Origin of the sequence: Streptomyces sp. HNM0645 (assembly GCF_030056615.1) — a bacterium.
Lineage (GTDB): Bacteria > Actinomycetota > Actinomycetes > Streptomycetales > Streptomycetaceae > Streptomyces > Streptomyces marianii.
In genome coordinates this window covers 40,273-61,079 of sequence record NZ_JASHLT010000022.1, presented here as the reverse complement: position 1 = coordinate 61,079, position 20,807 = coordinate 40,273, and the positions used below count along the sequence as shown (strand labels likewise).

Sequence of the window (20,807 nt, the reverse complement as noted above, 5' to 3'; positions counted from 1 at the left end):
AAGGGGCATGACTTTGGATGGCCCCTGTCGTGAGGCGGGGTTCGGCTCGGCCGTTGGTCCTAGGTATCGCCCTGTGCGTTCACGGAGCCCGGGGAGTCGGGCCGCTGGGCCCGCTTCCGCCCGCCGGTGGGGCGGACGGTGCGGGTGTGACGGCCGGGAGCACGGGCGCCCGGGCCCCGCCCCGCGTCGACGCGGGGCCGTACTCCTCTGCGGGGCCCGCCGCGTGGACGCCGTACGGCAGTCGTGTCGCGGCCCCCGCACGGACCCCGAACGCCCGCCCCGACCGCGCCTTCGGCCGGAGCATCGAGGAACATCGGACCGTGGGGTCGAGCGGTTCAGGGCTCGTCCGCAGAGCGAGTGACGCGGGTCGGAGTCCGCCACGGTTCTGCCTTCTGCACGCCCGGCTGCAGCCCCTCTGATCACGTCGTCCCGGCCTCAAGCCGCTCCGGCCACGCGAGTTCCGGCGGCAGGCCGCCCGGCCGTTGGAGTGGGGCCGGGGGCACGTCGGCGTCAGTGCCCGACCCCGTGCGTCGGTTCCGGCGTGCCCTACGGGAAGATCCGGTCCGCTACGGCGTGGCCACCGCCGCCTGCGGCCGGATCGGGAGCCGGTTGACCGGGCGGCCCGTGGCCGCGCGGACGGCGGAGGCGACGGCGGCCGGTGAGGTGACGACCGGGACTGCACTGGCCGCCTTCGCGCCGAAGGGGGCCACCACGTCGCGTTCCTCGACGAGTTTGACGATGCGGACGTCGGGGGCGTCGAGGGTCGTCGGCAGGGCGTACCCCGTGAGGTCGGGGTGGCGGACCAGGCCGCGGGCGGTGCGGAGGTTCTCGGTGAGCGCGGCACCGATGCCCTGGGTGACGCCCGCCTCGATCCGGGTGGCGAGCTGGGCCGGGTTGAGGATGCGGCCCACGTCCTGGGCGACGGCCATCTCCACGACGCGCACCGACCCGAGTTCGACGTCGACGTCGACGACCGCGCGGATCGCGCAGAAGGCGAGACCGACGAACGCGTCGCCCTGGCCGTGGTCGTCGAGAGGTTCGGTGGGATGCGGGCGGCACTGGGCGGTGGCCCAGAGCTCCTTGCCGTCCATGGCCTCGGTGACCGTCGTGGACAGGACGCCGTCGTACGAGGTGATCTTGCCGTCGGTGATCTGCAGCAGCTCGGTGGACATGCCGAACTTGTGGGCCAGCGGCTGCAACAGCTGCGTACGGACCATCTTGGCGGCGCGCTCGACCGCGCCGCCGGAGACCCAGGTGTGCCGCCCGTGGGCGGCCGGCCCCGCCGGGGGCTGGTCGGTGTCGACGGAGGCGACGTGCACCTCCTCGATGCCGAGCGTCTCCTGCACGATCTGACGGGCGAGGGTGGAGAAGCCCTGCCCGGTCTCGACGGCCGCGCAGATGACCGTGGCCGAGCCGTCCTGGACCTTCACCGTGGCCGTGGACACCTCGTCGGTGCCTTCCGCGCCGAGCATGTGGACCATGCCGAGCGCGTAGCCGACGCCGCGCCGCACCGCGCCGGGTTCGCCCGCGCCCTCGGGTCCGCCGGGCAGCAGCCAGGCCTCCTCGGGGGTGTCCTTGGGCAGCGGCGGGAGCGGGAAGTCGCGGACGGCCTGCAGCAGTTCGGCGACCGGCGCGGGACAGGTGACGGTCTGGCCGGTGGGCAGGATGTCGCCGGTGGCGAGCACGTTGCGGAGCCGGACCTCGGCCGGGTCCTGGCCCAGTTTCGCGGCCAGCTTGTCCATCTGGGCCTCGTACGCGGCGCAGACCTGCAGCGCGCCTTCTCCGCGCACATGGCCGGAGGGCGGGTTGTTGGTGCGGACGGCCCAGCCCTCGATGAAGGCGTGCGGCACGACGTACGGCCCGCAGGCGAAGGCGACGGCGGCGGCGAGGGACTCGGAGGAGGCCTCGGCGTACGCGCCCGCGTCCAGCAGGATCTGCGCCTCGACCTTCAGCAGCCTGCCGTCGGCGTCGGCGTGGTGGCGGTAGCGCAGCAGTGCGGGGTGGCGGTGGGCGTGGCCGAGGAAGGACTCCTCGCGGGTGGCGGCGAGTTTGACCGGGCAGCCGGTGCGCAGGGCGAGCAGCCCGAGCGGGATCTGGAAGCCCGGATCCTCCCGGTCACCGGTCGCGCCGGGCACGCCGGTGACGACGACCTTCACCCGCTCCTTGTCCAGACCGAAGCAGGCGGCCGCGAGGTCGCGGTCGGTGTGCGGGTCGGTGGAGGCGGTGTAGAGCTCGACGCCGCCGTCGGGGCGCGGCACGGCGAGGCCGGCCTCGGCCCCGATGGGGGCGGGGTCCTGGCGGCCGATGCGGTAGAGCCCCTCGACGACGACCTCTCCGTTGACGTCCGGGTCGCCGTAGCTCAGCGGGATGTGGCGGATGAGGTTGCCGTCGGGATGCAGCGGTTCGGCGGCGAAGGCCTTCTCGGGGTCGGTGACCGGTTCGAGTACCTCGTACTCGACGGCGATCGCCGCGGCGGCGAGCCGGGCCGTGTCGGGGTGGTCCGCGGCTACCGCGGCGATGGCCTCCCCGTGGTGGCGGACGACGTCGGAGGCGAAGACGGGCCGGTCGGCGACCCCGCGTCCGTAGGCGGCGTCGCCGGGCACGTCGGCGTGGGTGACGACGGCCCGCACACCGGGCATCCCGGCGGCGGCGGAGGTGTCGATGGCGGTGATCCGGGCGTGGGGGTGCGGCGAGCGCAGGATCGCCGCCCAGAGCAGTCCCTCGGCCCACAGGTCCGCGGCGTACGGGAAGGTGCCCTCGGTCTTGGCGCGGGCGTCGGCCTGCGGGAGGGAGGCACCGAGGCCGTGAGCGGGCGGCTCCTGCTCGGGGCCGTCGACCGCCGGGGCCGCGATCGCCGCGTCGTTGCTCACACCATGCCTCCGTCGTGCGGGTGGGGCTGCACACTACCGGCGCCCGGGGGCGCCTGGTGCGGGATGCGGGCCCCGTCCTGGGTCCCCTCGCGGGCCTCGTCGCCGGCTTCGGCGGCCGCTGTGGCACTCGCCTCGCGTCCGGCGGCCACCTCGCGTACGGCGTCGAGGACGCCCCGGTAGCCGGAGCAACGGCAGAGGTTTCCGGAGAGAGCCTGGCGGGTTTCGAGTTCCGTGGGGGCGTGGTTGCCCTCCAGCAGGTCGTGCACGGTCATGGCCATGCCTGGGATGCAGAAGCCGCACTGGACGGCTCCGCAGGCGGCGAGGGCCCGCTGGACGTCGGAGGGCTCCCCGTCTGTGGCCAGGCCCTCGACCGTGCGGACCTCGGAACCGGCCGCGGTCGCCGCGGGCACCAGGCAGGAGGCCACGAGCCGGCCGTCGACCTGGACGTTGCAGGCGCCGCACTCGCCCTGCGAGCAGCCGTCCTTGGCGCCCGCGAGGCCGAGGCGCTCGCGCAGCACGTAGAGCAGGGACTCGCCGATCCACGCGTCGGTGACGGGCCGGTCGGCGCCGTTCACGCGCAGGAGGTACGAGGTGTGCGGGTGCTCGTCGTTCGCCGTCGTCGCGGTGGCGGCCTCGAGGTCCTCCTCGGCGGCGGAGGCGTCCGGGTCGGCGGTGCCCCCGGCCGCGGGCGATCCGGGCGGGCCCTGCGGGGCCGTGTCGGACTCCGGGGTTCCGTGGTCCTGGGAGCCTTCGGCCCGGCCGGCTTCGGAGCGGACGGCTTCGGAGCGGACGGCTTCGGAGCGGACGGCTTCGGTGGGGCCCGCGGCGTCCCCCGCGCTCCGCTCCGGGTCGGCCACGGCATCGGAGGCGTCACCCCCGGCGCCCGGGTGCGTCTCGTCGTCCCGCCGGCCGTGCCGCTCGTCGGAGGGCTGCCCGGCGTGGGGTTCGGCGGCGGGGCCTGCCGGCTCCTCGCGGGCGGGGTACGCCTCGGTCGCCCAGGGGGCGGGCGCGCCGCCGGGGAGGGTGGCGGGGTGGCCGGCTCCGGGCACCGGTGTGCCGGAGGCGGGTGTACCGCCGACGGGGGTGCCCTCCGCCGGGGTGCCGCCGTCGGGCGTGGTGGCCCACGGGGCGGGCGCGCCGCCCGGAAGGGTGGCCGGCGGGGTGCGGCCGCCCCACTGGGCGGCCAGGGCGGACGTCGTGAACTCGCCCGATTCCTCCGGGATGTCCCCCTGGGCGACCGGGATGGTCCACTGGCCGGTCAGGTCTCCCGTGGCGGGTGCCGCGGCGGGGCCGGACGACGGCTGCTCCGCTTCCGGGAACGTCCACTGACCCGTGGCGTGCGGGTCGTGGGCATCCTGCGCGCCACGGGGGTCCCCACCGCCCTGCGGACCGCGGCCGGGGGGCGCCTCGTGCCCGGGGGGCGCCTCGTGCCCGGCGTGCGACTCGTCCTCGCCGTACGGACCCTGTGCGCCGTACGCCCGGGGGGCGCCGTGCGGGTCCTGCGCGCCGTACGCGTCCCGGCCGTCCGTGGCGTCCTGCCGGCCGTACGCGTCGTGCGGTTCGCGGCCGCCCCGGGGGTCCTGTCCGCCCCGCGGACCGGGTCCGTCGTACGGCTGCTGCCCGGCGTACGGATCGTAGGAGTTCCGGGACCGCCCCGCCTCCGGCGCCGTCCAGTGGTGCGGCGCCTCACCGTCCGACGCCTCCTCCGGAACGGTCCAGCCGCCCGCGGACGCGGGCGGGATCTGCGGGGGCACATAACCGTGGCCTGGGGCGGCGAGCGGTGCGTCGAGCATGTCCTCGGGCGGCAACTGGACGAAGGCCGTGGCCTCGGCGTCGTACTCGCCGCCCTGCGGGATCGGCCGCCAGCCGCCACCGGGCGGGGCGGCGTCCCGGGACTCGTTCTCCTCGGAGCTCACGACAGTGCCCTCCCCAGCGCTCGTCGGGCCAGCGCGGCGACCACGCGCCGCAGATGCAGGACCGCGGGCGGCAGTTGCTCGTCGCCTTCCTGGTCCGGGATGCAGGCGGCCGCCACGTACTCACCGAACGCGGCAAGCGCCTCGGGGGCGAGCCCGCGCTCGCCGTCCCAGTCGATCAGCGAGGCGATCCAGCGCTCCGCCTCCAGCGGGCGCAGCGGCATCGGAGCGATCGCGCCGACCGCGCAGCGCACCCCGCGCCGCGCCGGGTCGAGGACGACGGCGACGGACGCCGTGGCCCGGCCGGGGCCGGTGCGCCCGGTGGCCTTGAGGAACACCTGCGGGGCGTGCAGGAGCGGAACCCGCACGAAGCCGATCAGCTCGGCGGGACCCAGCATTTCGCGGCCGGCCAGCAGATGGGAGACGGGGACCTCGCGGGTCACCCCGCCCGGTCCCGCGATGACCAGGTCGGCCTCCAGGGCGGCCAGCACCGGCAGCGCGTCGCCGGTGGGAGCGGCGGTGACGATGTTGCCGCCGAGGGTGCCCGCGTTGCGGATCTGCGGGGGCCCGGCGGCCCGGGCGGAGGCGGCGAGCGCCGGGATGAGCGCGGCGAAGTCGGGCCGGCCCATCCGGGAGTGGGTGAGTCCGGCGCCGAGCAGGGCGTGGCCGTCCTGGTACTGCCAGCCGCGGATCTCGTTGATGCGGCCGAGCCCGACGAGGCCCGCGGGCCTGAGCCGACCCTTGTTGACGGCAGCCATCAGGTCCGTGCCTCCTGCGACCGGCACGGCGGCGGGCATGGCGGCGAGCGCCGCCACGGCCTCGTCGAGCGAGGCCGGCAGCGTCACGGACTGCGCCGCCTGCGGTGCGTGCGTGGTCAACCCAGCTGCCCCTTCCCGGTGTCCCGGCTGTCCGCCTGTGTTGCCGTACCGTACGTGCTCACAGCCCGGACGTGGCAACTCTGGCACATCTTCCGGGCGGTCCGGCGCGGGGGTCCACGAAGGACGCATCTGCCCCGGATCTCCCCCAAAAAGGGAAATGCCCGAATTGCTACGCCGTTGCCGTCACAAACGGATTGCCGGCCCAAGGCATTCCTCGTACGACTTTTCCCCGTGAGCCTCCACGGTCCCAGGGAGCCGCATCCGGAACACCCCGTTGGGGCAGGGCTCACACGTTTGGGGGCGCCCCCTCGATCGGGCGTCCGAGCACGCCCGGTCGCCTCTGCCACGGCAACGGGCTCCCGGGCGGCCGGTAGTCGACGCCGGGTGCGTCGAGCCGGGCGCAGTGGACGGACATGCGCCGCTCGAAGTCCGCGAAGTCCCGGTCGGAGGGGCGGGCAGTTCGGACCAGGCTACCTCCGCGAAGGCCGCGAGGCGCGGGAAGACCTGGTGGTCGACGCGCGAACGGACCTGCATCACCTCGGTCCAGACGTCGGCCTGGGCGCCGAGGACCCGAGCGGCCCCGGGCGTCCCGGCGAGCTCCGGTGGAACGGGCTCGAAGCGGAAGACGTCCTCCAGGGTGAGCGCGTACCCGACGGGCATCGGCTCGTCCTCCCCGGCGGCATGCCGGTGGTCGAGATACACCTGCTGCTCGGGGCACACGACCACGTCGTGGCCCGCGCGTGCGGCGGCGATCCCGCCGCGTAGCCGCGCCAGGAGGACACCGCGGCGCCCCGGGTGAGCCCCCGTCCCGTCGTCCAGCATCCGCGGGACGTCGTCCTTGGGGCGGAAGTGCCGGGCCACGTCGAGCATGAGACCGCGCCGGCGGAAGCGCGGGCGTCGTGGATGGTGACGGCGGGCACCCCCACTCCCGCCTCCCGGCCACCGGAGCACGGCGGAAGGCGTCCGGGCCGAGCAGTTGACGGAACGTCTGGGCCCCCAGAAGACCCCCGCCTCGCTCGCTCCGTGGATGGCGACCCCGAGACCGTCGGCCGTGGAGCGGTACGCCTCCGGGCTGCCGGGTTCTTCGGCGAGCGGGGGAACGATGCGCAGCAGGACACGCTTCCCGCTGTCCGCGTGCGGCGGGAACGGGTGGCCGGTGGCCGCGCCGAGGTCGCACACAGCCACCGCGCGACCCGCTCGGTGCCGGGGTCCGCCTCTTGTCGCCGACGATGCAGGACTTCGCGAAGAGGAAGTCGTTCCACGTCGAGATGAACGAGAACTCGCCCTGGGCCTCCTCGCCGGCCGGCGACCTCATGAGGTCCACCGCGAGCGTGCGGTGCGAACTGCTCTTCAGTACGCCGATGTTGTTGCCGCCCGTGAAGACCGGGGCGATCGAGCCATCGGTGACACCGGGCAGCGGGACGACCGCGCACCTGCCCTTCACCCCACCCGCCTCGACGGCCTCGTGGCTGAAGTCGCCGCCGGTCGCCATCGCCTCCTTGCCGGAGGTGAACGCGGTGACGGTCGCGCTGCCGCCCATCGACGCGCACTTGACGGCCGGGCAGCTGTCGTCCCCGAAAGGCGAGGTGTACGCCTCGATGCCCTCGCGCGCCTGCGGACTGTTGACGGCCGCCTCGTACGTGCCGCCGCTCGCGCTCGCCGGCTCACCGCCGTTCGCCCAGATGAAACGGCATGGCGCCGTAGGTGTACGCGCCGCCGACGGCGAGTCCGGACAACTCGGGCCGCGCCTTGGGACCTTTCTCCCGACGGGAACGAGCTCGGCCCGGGTCCTGGGCGGCCGGACGCCGAGGTCCGTGAAGACGTCGGTGCGGTCGTACAGGGCAAGGGCGGTGACGGGGGCGGCCATTCGGACGGGAAGCTTCACGGCGGGGCCCATCCGGCGGGACGTTGCAACATACGCAGGAGTCGTCTCGCGGTGCACAACACGCAGGAGATCAGGGCTGCCCCAGGGGGGCGGCAAGAGGTCTCAACCACTCCGTGACCGGCGGAAGCGCAGCGCGCAGCGGCACGCCGACGGGCGGGGCCGGGGAGACGCCGCACGGGAGCCGGACGACACGAACGGCCCCCGGGACGCACCAGCGCGGTGCGCCCCGGGGGCCGCCCCCGAGCCGGAAGGAGGTCCGGAGGCCGGCGAACCGGCCGTCCGGCTACTTCTTGTCCTTGCCGCCCTTGTCCTTGTCCCCACCGGAGCCCATGGACTCGTAGATCTCCTTGCACATCGGGCACACCGGGTACTTCTTGGGGTCGCGCCCCGGCACCCAGACCTTGCCGCACAGTGCCACCACGGGAGTGCCGTCGAGGGCACTCGCCATGATCTTGTCCTTCTGGACGTAATGGGCGAAGCGCTCGTGGTCGCCGTCGCCGTGCGACACCTGGGGTGTCGGCTCCACGAGGGTGCCCGTACCTGCCCCGCGCTCGGGCTCGAGAGTGCTCATAGGTGCCAAGGGTACTCAAGCCGCGCGGATTCAGTTCAGCGACGGGTCGTCCGGATAGGTGGCCACCATCGCGAGCTCGTTGCGCTGCCGTCGAAGCACGGACCGCCACAGCGACTCCGGCCGCGGGGAGGAGACGTCACCAGGCTCGGACTCCACGACGTACCAGGCACCCTCGCTCAGCTCGTCCTCCAGCTGGCCCGGACCCCAGCCCGCGTAACCCGCGAAGATCCGCAGCGAACCCAGCGATGCGGCGAGCAGCTCCGGCGGGGCCTCCAGATCGACGAGGCCGATCGCCCCGTGGACCCTGCGCCAGCCGAGCGGTCCCTCGTCACCGGGGATGACGGCGAGACCGAGCGCCGAGTCGAGGGAGACGGGACCGCCCTGGAAGACCACGCCGGGCTCACCGGCCAGACCCGCCCAGGGCTCCAGGATGTCGCCGACGCCGACGGGAGTGGGCCGGTTGAGGACCACGCCGAGGGATCCCTCCTCGTCGTGGTCGAGCAGGAGCACCACCGCGCGGTCGAAGTTCGGGTCCGCGAGGGCCGGAGTGGCGACGAGCAGCCGCCCTGTGAGGGAGGACACCTCGGTCATGGGAGACATGATCCCGCATCTTCGCCCTCCGCGGGGAGCAGGCGTCCCGGTCCGGACCGACGCAGCTCAGGGCGCACCGCGGCAGCGGGAGGGCGCGTCCGCCGAAGCAAAGCGGATGGTAACCCTCCGGAGGCGTACCGAAACGGAACGTATTGTGCCGGATTCATTACACCTGTGATGTGCCCTCAGCCTTACGGGACAGGGGTAGGAGGGCCTTAACCTTTTCTCTGGCCCCTGCCCGAACTCCTCCCCCGGCTCCACTGGGAGGACCCTCCGGAACGCGAGATTCATGACCGGCACAGACGATGTACTGCTTGTCCACGGCGGAGCCCCGCTGGAGGGCGAGATCCGCGTCCGCGGCGCCAAGAACCTGGTGCCGAAGGCTATGGTCGCCGCGCTGCTCGGCAGCGAGCCGAGTCGGCTGCGCAACGTGCCCGACATCCGCGACGTGCGGGTGGTGCGCGGTCTGCTGCAGCTGCACGGCGTGACGGTGCGGCCCGGGGACGAGCCCGGCGAACTGGTGCTCGACCCGACGCACGTCGAGAGTGCGAACGTCGCGGACATCGATGCCCACGCCGGTTCCTCCCGCATCCCGATCCTGTTCTGCGGCCCGCTGCTGCACCGGCTCGGGCACGCCTTCATCCCGGGCCTGGGCGGCTGCGACATCGGCGGCCGGCCGATCGACTTCCACTTCGACGTGCTGCGGCAGTTCGGCGCGAAGATCGAGAAGCGGGCGGACGGGCAGTACCTGGAGGCTCCGCAGCGACTTCGCGGATGCAAGATCCGCCTGCCGTACCCGTCGGTCGGCTCCACCGAGCAGGTGCTGCTGACCGCGGTGCTGGCGGAGGGCGTCACGGAGCTGTCGAACGCGGCGGTGGAGCCGGAGATCGAGGACCTGATCTGCGTCCTGCAGAAAATGGGCGCGATCATTTCGATGGACACCGACCGGACCATCCGGATCACCGGTGTGGACCGCCTCGGCGGCTACACCCACCGGGCGCTCCCGGACCGGCTGGAGGCGGCGTCCTGGGCCTCGGCGGCGCTGGCGACCGAGGGCAACATCTACGTGCGCGGCGCGCAGCAGCGCTCGATGATGACCTTCCTCAACACCTACCGGAAGGTCGGCGGCGCCTTCGAGATCGACGACGAGGGCATCCGCTTCTGGCACCCGGGCGGCTCCCTCAACGCGATCGCCCTGGAGACCGACGTGCACCCCGGCTTCCAGACGGACTGGCAGCAGCCCCTGGTGGTGGCGCTCACGCAGGCGGCGGGCCTGTCGATCGTGCACGAGACGGTGTACGAGTCGCGGCTCGGCTTCACCTCGGCGCTCAACCAGATGGGTGCGCACATCCAGCTGTACCGGGAGTGCCTGGGCGGCTCCGACTGCCGCTTCGGCCAGCGCAACTTCCTGCACTCGGCGGTGGTCTCCGGCCCGACGAAGCTCCAGGGCTCGGATCTGGTGATCCCCGACCTGCGCGGCGGTTTCTCGTACCTGATCGCGGCGCTGGCGGCGCAGGGGACGTCCCGGGTGCACGGCATCGACCTGATCAACCGCGGCTACGAGAACTTCATGGAGAAGCTCGTCGAGCTCGGCGCGAAGGTCGATCTGCCGCGCGGCGCGGTCGTCTGAACCCACCCGCTTCTCCGAGCGCCGGTCCGGCCGCCCAGCGGCCCGGACCGGCGCTCGTCGCGTTCCCGTACGCGACGGAGGCGGGCGCCCCGTCCCTGCGCGACCGTGGTGCCTGCCTCCGCACACCACCGCGCACCGGTGCCCCCGTCACACGGCCGCAGGCACCACCCCCGGCGGGCCGCACCGAGCGCCCACGGCCGGGCGCCGCGCACCGGCGCCACGGCCCTCACCCGCACCGAAGGCCGTGCGCGTCGGCTCGGCGGGGCCGCCCGCGGGGCCCGTGCGCCCTGCCCGCCGCCTCTCGGTGGGCCACACACGCCTCCAATGCCGCCCCGAGGCGGTACGGACCCCCGACACAGCACGAGGGCGGCCACCCCCCGACGGGAAGTGGCCGCCCTCGCGCTCTGAGGCTTACTTGCCCTTCGCGGCTTCCTTGAGCTTGGAGCCCGCGGAGACCTTCACGCTGTAGCCGGCCGGGATCTGGATCGGGTCGCCGGTCTGCGGGTTACGAGCGGTGCGAGCGGCACGGTGGGTGCGCTCGAAGGTCAGGAAACCGGGGATGGTGACCTTCTCGTCGCCCTTGGCGACGATCTCGCCGACGACCTCGGCGAAGGCGGCCAGCACAGCGTCGGCGTCCTTGCGGGTCACCTCGGCACGGTCGGCCAGCGCGGCCACCAGCTCACTGCGGTTCATGTTCTTACTCCCGTGTTCTTCTTGCCTGTGAGGCGTGAGATCGAAGCCGATGCTGCCAGGGCCCTCGGACAGTTCCCCGGACCCGGGTCTGCTGTCAGACCCTCGCGCCCAATTGAGCATCCTGCCCCCACCAGCGGCGGGAAAGCCAATCCGGCACCCTCCGGAGTCACACGAAAAGCGCCACTGGCTCGTTCCGGTGACGTTCCGTCGACTCCCTGCGGACTCCACGGAGCCGAAACGGTCCGAAAGAGCCTCCGGAGGACGGATCCTCCGAAGTCGTGCGGCCCGTAGCGGGCCCATGGTCCGCCACCCTAAGGGCGGTTTTCCGGGCCCGCGACTCGCGACGCGCCGGACTCAGTACGGGGTGGGGCCCGTCACAGCCGCGCCCGCCGCCCTCGCGGCGTCCCGGACGGCCCCGGCGACGGCACCCGCGACCTTGTCGTTGAAGACGGACGGGATGATGTAGTTCGGGTTGAGCTCGTCCTCGGTGACGACGTCCGCCAGCGCCGTTGCCGCGGCGAGCATCATCTCCGTGTTGACGGTGCGCGACTGCGCGTCCAGGAGGCCGCGGAAGACACCCGGGAACACCAGCACGTTGTTGATCTGGTTCGGGAAGTCGCTGCGGCCGGTGGCCACAACTGCCGCGGTCTGCCGGGCGATTGCCGGGTCCACCTCGGGGTCGGGGTTCGCGAGCGCGAACACGATCGCGTCGTCCGCCATCCCCGCGACGTCCTCCGCACCCAGCACGTTCGGGGCGGAGACGCCGATGAACACGTCGGCGCCGCGCACCGCTTCCCTGAGCGTGCCGGTGACGCCGTCGGGGTTGGTGTTGTCGCCGATCCAGCGCAGCGCCGACCCGGGTGCGGCGTCCACGAGGTCCTCGCGGCCGGCGTGCACGACGCCGTGGATGTCGGCGACGACGGCGTGCTTGACACCCGCCGCGATGAGCAGCTTCAGGATGGCCGTACCGGCCGCGCCGGCGCCGGACATCACGACCCGGACGTCCCCAACCGCCTTGCCCACCACGCGCAGTGCGTTGGTGAGGGCGGCGAGCACGACGATCGCGGTGCCGTGCTGGTCGTCGTGGAAGACCGGGATGTCGAGGGCCTCGCGCAGCCGTGCCTCGATCTCGAAGCAGCGGGGCGCCGAGATGTCCTCCAGGTTGATGCCGGCGAAGCCCGGGGCGATGGCCTTGACGATCTCGACGATGGCGTCGGTGTCCTGGGTGTCCAGACAGATCGGCCAGGCGTCGATGCCGGCGAACCGCTTGAAGAGGGCCGCCTTGCCCTCCATGACGGGCAGGGCGGCCTTCGGGCCGATGTTGCCGAGACCGAGCACGGCGGAGCCGTCCGTCACGACGGCGACGGAGTTGCGCTTGATGGTGAGGCGGCGGGCGTCCTCGGGATTCTCGGCGATGGCCATGCACACGCGGGCCACGCCCGGGGTGTAGACCATGGAGAGGTCGTCACGGTTGCGGATGGGGTGCTTGGACTGCATCTCGATCTTGCCGCCGAGGTGCATGAGGAAGGTCCGGTCGGACACCTTGCCGAGGGTGACGCCCTCGATCCCGTTCAGCTTCTCGACGATCTCGTCCGCGTGCGTCGTGGAGGTCGCCGCGATGGTGACGTCGATCCGGAGCTTCTCGTGGCCGGACGCGGTGACGTCGAGACCGCTGACCGAACCGCCGGAGGACTCCACGGCGGTGGTGAGCTGCGAGACTGCGGTTCCGCTCGCGGGCACCTCCAGCCGGACCGTCATCGAGTACGAGACGCTGGGCGCCGTTGACATGGCCGAGTTCCTCTGCTTTCCCTAGCTTCGTTGCCGCACCGCCCGGTGGTGACCGGGCGGGGCCATCCGATGGTCGCACCTACCTGCCAGTAGCAGGTAATACTGGTCGTTTTAGTTTTGGAAAACTTTTTCCACCATACGAGAAGTCGCGGAGAAGCAGAAGAGCGGAGAAACGGAAGAGGTCCGCGTCACCGTGGTGACGCGGACCTCTTCCCGACGCTCTGGTGACACCGACCCGCCATGCTCGCCTCGCGGCAAGTGGTCCCTCTGAGGGACGAAGGTTGGGCCCGGGGGCTTGGATCGGGCCGGTGCCACACACAGGCTAACAAAGAGTCCCAGAAGGTGATTCCCCGCTCCGCGAGTTGACCCCGTTCGGCCGCCCGCCCGCCCCGTCCGGCCCGCAGTCCGTCAACGGGACCGGGACGTGCCCCGGCAGGTCCGGGCGGGCCCTCAGTCCCTCAGCAGGTCCGGGACCCCGTCCGCGTCCGGCTCGTCGCGCCGGCCCGAGACCACGGTGAGTTGCTGGGTGGCGCGGGTCAGCGCCACGTACAGCACCCGCAGGCCGGCCGGCGACTCGTCGGCGATCTCCGCAGGCGAGACGACCACCGTCGCGTCGTACTCCAGGCCCTTCGCCTCGAGCGAACCGAGGGCGACCGCACGGTCGCCGAGGCCGTCGAGCCAGCGGGCGGCCTCCGCGCGCCGGTCCATCGCGACCACGACACCGACGGTGCCGTCCACCTCGTCCAGCAGGCGCTGGGTCTCCAGACGGACGGTCCGCTCCAGGTCGTCGCGCGCCACCGCGAACCGGGGTCGCAGGCCCGTCGAGCGGACGGCGCGGGGCGCCGCCATTCCCGGCATGGCCAGCGTCAGCACCCGGGCGGCGAGCTCGGCGACCTCGGACGGGTTGCGGTAGTTCACGGTGAGTTCGAACCGCCGGCGCGGCCGGGTACCGAGGGCGTCGTCGCGGGCCTCGGCGGCCTCGTCCGGGTCCGACCACGACGACTGGGCGGGGTCGCCCACGATCGTCCAGGTGGCGTGCCGGCCGCGGCGGCCGATCATCCGCCACTGCATGGGCGTGAGGTCCTGCGCCTCGTCGACGATGACGTGGGCGTACTCGGTGCGCTCCGCCGCCAGCCGCTCGGCCCGCTCGCGCTGGGACTCCTCGCGCTGCGGCATCAACTCCTCCAGCCCGGTGAGCTGGTCCAGCGGATCGGCCTCGCGCTTCTTCTTCGGGCGGACCGGGGTGCCGAGGATCGCCTGCAGTTCGTCGAGGGCCGCGACGTCGTGCGCGGACAGGCCGTCGCGTCTGAGGCTGCGGGCGAGTCTTCGCACCTCGCCGGGGTTGAGGACCCGTCGTGACCAGCGGCCGAGCCGGCGCTCGTCGGCCATCGCCGCGAGCACCCCGAACGGCGTCAGCTCGGGCCACCAGGCGTCGAGGAAGTCGACGAACGAGTCCTCCGAGCTGACGTCGTCGTCGAAGGAGGAGCGCAGCTCGGCGGCCAGCTCGGGGTCGGTGTGCCGGCCGGCCGCGCCCGACTTCGCGTAGAGGGCGTCCAGGAGCAGTCTCCGGGCGCGCGGCCGCAGCAGGTTGACCGGCGCGGTGCCGCCCAGGACGTTGTGGCGGATGCGCTGGAGCTCGTCGGACTCCAGCTCCAGCCGGCGGCCGAAGGCCACCACCCGCAGCCGGCCAGGGGTCTCGCCGAGCTCCAGGGCTCCGCGGGCCGCCTTGCGCAGCACCTTCAGCATCCGCAGCGAGCCCTTGACTCGGGCGACGGCCGGATCGTCGTACGTGACGGCCTCGGCCCCGTCCACCAGGGAGCCCACCGCGCGGATCGCGACCTGCCCCTCCTCGCCCAGCGAGGGCAGCACGCCCTCGGTGTAGGCGACGAGCAGCGGGGTCGGGGAGACGACCAGGATGCCGCCCGCGTACCGGCGACGGTCCTGGTAGAGCAGGTACGCGGCCCGGTGGAGCGCGACGGCCGTCTTTCCGGTGCCCGGGCCGCCGGAGACCTCCGTGACCGAGGCGGCGGGTGCCCTGATCACCAGGTCCTGCTCGGCCTGGATGGAGGACACGATGTCCCGCATGGTGTGGGTGCGGGCCTGGCCGAGCGCGGCCATCAGGGCGCCGTCGCCGATCACCGGCAGTTCCTGACCGCCGAGGCGTGCGGTCAGCTCGGGGCGCATCAGGTCGTCCTCGACGCCCAGGACGCGGCGGCCCTTGGAGCGGATGACGCGGCGGCGCACGACACGGCCGGGGTCGACGGGGGTGGAGCGGTAGAAGGGCGCCGCGGCCGGGGCGCGCCAGTCGATGACCAGGGGCGCGTAGTCGGCGTCGAGCACGCCGATCCGGCCGATGTGCAGCGTCTCGGCGATGTCGGCGTACTGCCCCGTCCCGTCCGTCCGCACGGCGTCCTCGGCCGGCTCGACGGAGGTGTACGCCCCGTCGGGCCCCTTCTTGCCGTCCTTGCCGCGCAGCAGGTCGATCCGGCCGAAGAGGAAGTCCTCGAACTCGCTGTTGAGCCGGTTGAGGTGGATCCCGGCCCGGAACACCTGGGCGTCCCGCTCGGCGAGCGCGCCGGGCGTGCCGACCTGGCCGCGTTTGGCGGCGTCGTCCATCAGGAACTCCGCCTCGTGGATCTTCTCCTCGAGGCGGCGGTACACCTGGTCCAGATGGTCCTGTTCGACAAGGATCTCGCGGTCCCGGACCGAGTCGACAGCGGCTTCCTGCGCGGCCACCGTGGCCCCCTTCTGACGTGCACTGGGCAGCCGTCAACCGTACGCGAAGGGGGCCGTTATGTCAGGCGGAAGGTCCGCTGTCGTGCTCCGGGTGTCCGTGGTTCAGGCGCCGACCTCCACCAGGCGCTTCCCGTCGAAGGTGCGGACCTCGAAGTGATCGATCTGGTTGCGGTCCATGGCGGCGCCGCCGTGGATGTACAGGGGCTTCTTGGCCTCCTTGTTCGTACTGTCGGCGATGCCGTACCCGCGCTCGGGGACGGACCAGGAGGTCACGACCTCCTCCTCACCGCTCTTGGAGACGGCGACGAGACTGCACTTCTGGGGGCCCTTGACGTTCTTGAGCTCCAGGACCGCGTGGGTGCCCCAGCCCTTCTCCTCCAGGCCGACGGTGGCGGTGACCTTGGTGACCGCGTCCGTCGCCTCGACCTTCTCCGCCATGCCGTCGAAGAACTCGCTCTCCGCGGGGCTGGTCGGGTGCGGTGCCGCGACGTTGCCCGCCGTGGCGTCGTCCTGGGTGACGACCACCGCGACGGCGGGACCGCCGAGGATCAGCACGGCCGAAGCCGCAATCATGTACATGCTGCGACGGCGCTTCCGGGAGCGCTTCACCGCGACCTCGTCCACGAGCCGGTCCAGCAGCTGCGGACTCGGCGCCGTCGGAACCGTGACGGCGGGCCGGGACGGCGGCTGCATGATCCTGCTGTCGAAGGGCAGCACGGTGGGTTGCTGGGGCACGGCCGGCTGCACCGGGGCCTCGGCGAGTATCGCCAGCATCGGCTCCATGCCCGCGAACTCCTCGAGGTGGGCGGCACAGATGTCACAGCCGGCCAGGTGCGCCTCGAACGCGGTGGCTTCCGCGTCGTCGAGGATGCCGAGGACGTACGCCCCTGCCGTCTCGTGGACCGACCCCTCTTCGGACTGTCCGAACTGTCCGAACTGGTCCTGCCTGTTCATGCCGTGACCCCCCTCTCCTCCAGAGCGAGCTTCATGGAACGCAGTGCGTAGAACACACGGGACCGCACGGTCCCGCTGGGTATGCCGAGTTTCTCGGCCGCCTCATTGACCGTACGCCCTTTGAAATACGTCTCGACGAGTACTTCCCTGTGAGCAGGGGTCAAATCATCGAGCGCATCGGATAGCGTCATCAGCCACAACGCCTTGTCGATCTCGTCCTCCGCGGGCATGACCTCCAGCGGCGACGGATCGACCTCCTGCGGCCGGGCCTGCCGGCTGCGGTGACCGTCGATGACGATACGCCGTGCGACCGTCACCAGCCAGGGTCGGACAGAGCCGGTGGCCCGATTGAGCTGACCGGCGTTCTTCCAGGCACGGATGAGCGTCTCCTGTACCACGTCCTCGGCACGCTGGCGGTCGCCGGCCACGAGGCGGAGCACATAGGCGAGGAGAGGTCCGGCGTGCTCCTGATAAAGCACGCGCATCAGCTCCTCGTCAGGGACGGATGTGCTGGTGCGCGACGAGTCGGCGCGATGCCGGGCCCTGCCTGAACGGTCATCGGCCACGGCGGCATCCTTGCGCACCTGAACCTCCCGGTCGAGACCCTGTCTGATGTCTGACTGCTTGTCTGTCGTCCATCACTACGGAGGGGCGCGCCGATCGACTCAACGCGACCGGGAAAAACTTTCAAGATCTTTTGGGATGCCGACCGGTGACTCGCCGATCCGGCCGGTGATACCGGTCATAGCACCGCGAAATGATCGCCTGTCAGGCCCTGGAGAGCGCCGCGCGACGCCGGTGCCGCGCCACGCGCTCCCGATTGCCGCACACCTCGCTGGAACACCAACGACGGCGCCGGCCCCGGGATGTGTCGAGATACACACGGCGGCAGCCGTCGCCCTCGCAGCGGCGGAGCCCGGCGCGGGCCTCGGGATCGGTGAGCAGGTCCACCGCGTCGCGGGCGACGGCGGCGAGCAGCGCGGCGCATTCGGGGCGGGCGAGCGGAGCCCGGACGAGCTCGCCCTCGTCGTCGCGCACGGCCGTGACGGCGGGCGGGGCGGAGGCGGAGGCGAACGCGTTGAGCCGTACGAGGGCGCCGTCCGGACCACCGTGGCGCCCGGGAGCGGGTGCGCCCGGACGGTGGTCGATCTGGGCGTCCACCAAGCCCTCCACACAGGCGCGCAGTTCACGGAACGGGGGCACCCACCGCGCGGTCACCGCGCCCAGGGGAGTACCCGGCGGCAGCAGTCCGGCCGCCATGAGCCACCGCCCGAGCCCCCCGGGGTCCTCCGGCCCCGCCGCCACGAGATCCAGGCAGACGCGCCCGGAGTCGAACCGCCCGTCGTACGAGCCGATGCCCATGAATTCAGGGTGCCCGTGCGAGCGCGCCCCGGGAACCCCCCGGGGACGAACCCCGGGCGTCGGGCGGGTCCCACGTGCCACGGACGTGCCCCGATCCCACGCGGGACGACGGGGCCCCTTCGGCGGGTGTCCCCGCGCACGGCCCGCCGGCGGCGGCGTGGCCGCGGGGGACCACCCGCCGCGACGTGCCGGCCCGGGCGCCCGGGCCGGCACGCCCGCCCCCGCGCGCGGGGGCCGCCCTCGCGCCCCGCAACCCCGTCAGGTGTCCGCGTACTTGGTGTCGACCGCCGGGTCGAGTGCCAGCCGGTAGCCGCGCTTCACTACGGTCTGGATGAGGTTGGGGACGCCGAGGGCCGTGCGGAGGCGGGCCATGGCCGTCTCCACGGCGTGCTCGTCACGGCCGGCGCCGGGCAGGGCACGCAGCAGGTCCGCGCGGGAGACGACCCAGCCGGGGCGGCGGGCCAGGGCGTTGAGCAGCGACATCCCCGCCGGAGGCACCGGCCGTACGTCGCCGTCGACGAGGACGGCATGGCCTCGGATCTCGACCTGGCGGCCGGCCACCGGCAAGGTCCTCGCCCGCGAGGGCAGTTCGAGGCAGAGCAGCTGGACGAGCGGGCCCAGCCGGAAGCGGTCGGGCTGGACCGTGTCCAGCCCGCGCGCCTGGAGCGGAAGGGCCGTGACCGGTCCCACGCAGGCCGGCAGCACGTCGTGGGCGAGCGCGTCGAGCAGCTCCGGCAGCACTCCGCGGTCCTCGGCACGGGAGAACAACGACGCCGCGGCCGGGGCGCTGGTGAACGTCACGGCGTCCAGGGACCGCCCCACCGTCGCGTCGAGCAGCCGGTCCAGCGGAGCGAGGTCCTCCGGGGGCATCCACCGGTAGACGGGGACGACGACGACCTCGGCGCCCCCTGCCCGCAGCGCCTCCACGAACCCGGGAAGCGGTTCACCGTGCAGCTGCAGCGCCACCCGGCGGTCCGCGACGCCCTCATCCAGAAGCCGGTCGAGCACCTCGGCCATCGACTCGGACGTGGGCGACCACGCCTCCGTCAGCCCGGCCGCCCGGATCGCGCCCTTCACCTTCGGGCCGCGGGCGAGGAGCTCGACGCCGCGCAGGCAGGCGAGCAGTTCCTCGCCATGGCCCCAGCCGTCGGCGGCCTCCACCCAGCCCCGGAACCCGATCGCCGTGGTGGCGACCACCACGTCCGGGGCGTTGTCGATGAGCTCCTTGGTGGCGGCGAGCAACTCGCCGTCGTCCGCGAGCGGCACGATCCGCAGGGCGGGTGCGCGGAGCACCGTCGCCCCGCGGCGCTGCAGCAACGCGCCCAGTTCGTCCGCGCGCCTGGCCGCCGTGACCCCGACCGTGAAGCCCGAGAGCGGGGCGACCGCGGCAGCGGCGTGCTGTTCGTGGTACATGCCGGCCGAGCCTGGCAAGGACGCGTGACAGGCTCGGTTCGGCTGCGTTTCCCCGTGGTTACGAGGCACTCCTGCTCACACCTCGGCGTAGCTGAGCTGCGGCTTCTTCTCGGTCGTCGCGGCCGGTGCGGCGGTGCGTGCGGGCTTGCGAAGGTATACCGCCCAGGTGACCGCGAAGCACAGCACGTAGTAGCCGAGGAAGACCACGAAGGCGCTGGTGCCGCTGCCCGAGGTGAGGAAGGACTGCCGAAGGGCGAGGTTGATGCCGAGCCCTCCGAAGGCACCGACCGCGCCGATCAGGGCCATGGTCGCCCCCGACAGCCGTCGGGCGTAGATCTGGGCCTCCTCGCCCATGAGGCCCTTGGCCTGCGCCTTGGTCCGGTAGATGCCGGGGATCATCTTGTACGTCGACCCGTTGCCGATGCCGGTGAGAATGAACAGGATGATGAATCCGGCGATGAACAGGGCCAGCGACTGCTGCACGGAGGCGGCGACGACCACGCCGACCGCGACGGTCATGAGGGCGAAGTTCCACAGCGTCACCCTCGCCCCGCCGAGCCGGTCGGCGAGGTGGCCGCCGACGGGACGGATGAGCGAACCGAGCAGCGGGCCGACGAAGGTGAGCGAGGCGGCCTGCAGCGGGGTACGGCCGAACTGGTTCTGCAGGACGAGTCCGAAGGCGAAGCTGTAGCCGATGAAGGAGCCGAACGTGCCGATGTAGAGGAAGGACATGATCCAGGTGTGGCTGTCCCGGACGGCCTCCTTGGCGGCGCCGGAGTCGTTCTTCACCGGACCGAGGTTGTTCATGTACGTGGCGCTGAGCACGGTGGCCAGGATGATCAACGGAATGTAGAGGCCCACCAGCAGCCGCGGCTGCGTGGCTCCGGCGGTCGCGATGACCAGCAGACCGAGCAACTGCACCACGGCCACGCCGATGTTGCCGCCGCCCGCGTTCATACCGAGCGCCCAGCCCTTGAGGCGCAGCGGATAGAAGCTGTTGATGTTGGTCATGGAGGAGGCGAAGTTCGCCCCGCCGACGCCGGTGAGAATCGCGACCACCATGAAGGTGGTGTACGAGGTTCCCGGTTCCATGACGGCGAACAGGGCGGTGGTCGGCACCAGCAGCATGCCGGCACTGACGATCGTCCAGTTCCGGCCGCCGAACCGGGCGACCGCGAATCCGTAGGGCACCCGCAGCGCCGCGCCGACCAGAGAGGCGACGGCGACCAGGAAGAACTTCCCTGCCGGGTCGATGCCGTACTGGGGCCCCATGAAGAGAGCCATCACCGAGAACATGCTCCATACGGAGAACCCGATGTGCTCGGAGATCACCGAAAAGATCAGGTTCCGCTTGGCGATGTGCTTGCCTTCCGCCTCCCAGAAGGTCTCGTCCTCCGGGTCCCACTGCTCGATCCACCTGCCGGCCATGGCGTGCCTCCACTGATGCTCCGGGTAGTGGACCCGACGCTAGGCATGGCGGGTTTCAGCTCCGTGGCGCGAGATGACCGCGGTGGAACCTTGCC

The 20,807-nt window shown here is 72.6% G+C and carries 14 protein-coding genes and 2 pseudogenes; 1 reads left to right on the top strand and 15 read right to left on the bottom strand.

Annotated elements, in window-relative coordinates; translation table 11 throughout:
• Positions 1–566 precede the first annotated feature (566 nt).
• The 7 genes and pseudogenes from QMZ92_RS17965 to QMZ92_RS17935 all read right to left on the bottom strand — a co-directional run bounded on the left by QMZ92_RS17965 (position 567) and on the right by QMZ92_RS17935 (position 8,708).
• The gene (locus QMZ92_RS17965) at positions 567–2,870 is read right to left on the bottom strand and encodes a xanthine dehydrogenase family protein molybdopterin-binding subunit (RefSeq protein WP_283298393.1); all 2,304 of its coding nucleotides are present in this window, start codon (positions 2,868–2,870) and stop codon (positions 567–569) included.
• Positions 2,867–4,786 carry a 2Fe-2S iron-sulfur cluster-binding protein gene (locus QMZ92_RS17960; RefSeq protein ID WP_283298392.1) on the bottom strand — a complete coding sequence of 640 codons (1,920 nt, stop codon included), beginning with the start codon at positions 4,784–4,786 and terminating at the stop codon, positions 2,867–2,869. Before QMZ92_RS17960 ends, QMZ92_RS17965 begins: the two co-directional genes overlap by 4 nt.
• A complete protein-coding gene (locus QMZ92_RS17955; RefSeq protein ID WP_283298391.1) occupies positions 4,783–5,661 on the bottom strand; it encodes an FAD binding domain-containing protein in 879 nt (292 codons plus the stop codon). The genes QMZ92_RS17960 and QMZ92_RS17955 overlap by 4 nt, the downstream gene beginning before the upstream one ends.
• A gap of 286 nt (positions 5,662–5,947) precedes the next feature.
• Positions 5,948–6,464, bottom strand: a pseudogene (locus tag QMZ92_RS36405) (family 20 glycosylhydrolase); the annotation flags it as partial.
• A gap of 449 nt (positions 6,465–6,913) precedes the next feature.
• A pseudogene (locus QMZ92_RS17945) lies at positions 6,914–7,504 on the bottom strand (extracellular solute-binding protein); the annotation flags it as partial.
• Between the two features lie 325 nt (positions 7,505–7,829).
• Positions 7,830–8,117, bottom strand: coding sequence for a DUF3039 domain-containing protein (locus QMZ92_RS17940; RefSeq protein ID WP_138054965.1), 288 nt, complete (start codon positions 8,115–8,117; stop codon positions 7,830–7,832).
• Positions 8,118–8,147: 30 nt separating this feature from the next.
• The gene (locus tag QMZ92_RS17935; protein ID WP_283298390.1) at positions 8,148–8,708 is read right to left on the bottom strand and encodes a YqgE/AlgH family protein; all 561 of its coding nucleotides are present in this window, start codon (positions 8,706–8,708) and stop codon (positions 8,148–8,150) included.
• A 289-nt stretch (positions 8,709–8,997) separates the two neighbouring features.
• Between QMZ92_RS17935 and murA the strand changes: the two genes are divergently transcribed.
• Positions 8,998–10,338: a UDP-N-acetylglucosamine 1-carboxyvinyltransferase gene (murA, locus tag QMZ92_RS17930; protein WP_283298389.1), complete on the top strand. Its 1,341-nt coding sequence runs from the start codon at positions 8,998–9,000 to the stop codon at positions 10,336–10,338.
• Between the two features lie 411 nt (positions 10,339–10,749).
• Here the strand turns inward: murA and QMZ92_RS17925 are convergent, their stop codons facing one another.
• The 8 genes from QMZ92_RS17925 to QMZ92_RS17890 form a co-directional block, all read right to left on the bottom strand.
• Complete coding sequence (locus QMZ92_RS17925; protein WP_017947975.1) at positions 10,750–11,031, bottom strand: HU family DNA-binding protein; 282 nt, start codon at positions 11,029–11,031, stop codon at positions 10,750–10,752.
• Positions 11,032–11,385: 354 nt separating this feature from the next.
• On the bottom strand, positions 11,386–12,819 hold the full coding sequence (locus tag QMZ92_RS17920; RefSeq protein WP_283298388.1) for an NAD-dependent malic enzyme: 1,434 nt from the start codon (positions 12,817–12,819) through the stop codon (positions 11,386–11,388).
• Between the two features lie 450 nt (positions 12,820–13,269).
• On the bottom strand, positions 13,270–15,555 hold the full coding sequence (locus QMZ92_RS17915) for a HelD family protein (protein WP_283298387.1): 2,286 nt from the start codon (positions 15,553–15,555) through the stop codon (positions 13,270–13,272).
• Between the two features lie 102 nt (positions 15,556–15,657).
• Positions 15,658–16,509, bottom strand: a complete 852-nt coding sequence (locus QMZ92_RS17910; RefSeq protein WP_283298386.1) for an anti-sigma factor family protein — start codon at positions 16,507–16,509, stop codon at positions 15,658–15,660.
• Positions 16,506–17,093, bottom strand: coding sequence for a sigma-70 family RNA polymerase sigma factor (locus QMZ92_RS17905; RefSeq protein ID WP_026165301.1), 588 nt, complete (start codon positions 17,091–17,093; stop codon positions 16,506–16,508). Before QMZ92_RS17905 ends, QMZ92_RS17910 begins: the two co-directional genes overlap by 4 nt.
• 184 nt (positions 17,094–17,277) lie before the next feature.
• Positions 17,278–17,871 carry a CGNR zinc finger domain-containing protein gene (locus QMZ92_RS17900; protein WP_283298385.1) on the bottom strand — a complete coding sequence of 198 codons (594 nt, stop codon included), beginning with the start codon at positions 17,869–17,871 and terminating at the stop codon, positions 17,278–17,280.
• 258 nt (positions 17,872–18,129) lie between these two features.
• Positions 18,130–19,284, bottom strand: a complete 1,155-nt coding sequence (locus QMZ92_RS17895; RefSeq protein WP_283298384.1) for a uroporphyrinogen-III synthase — start codon at positions 19,282–19,284, stop codon at positions 18,130–18,132.
• A 75-nt stretch (positions 19,285–19,359) separates the two neighbouring features.
• Positions 19,360–20,712, bottom strand: coding sequence for a nitrate/nitrite transporter (locus QMZ92_RS17890; protein WP_283298383.1), 1,353 nt, complete (start codon positions 20,710–20,712; stop codon positions 19,360–19,362).
• Between the last annotated feature and the right edge of the window lie 95 nt (positions 20,713–20,807).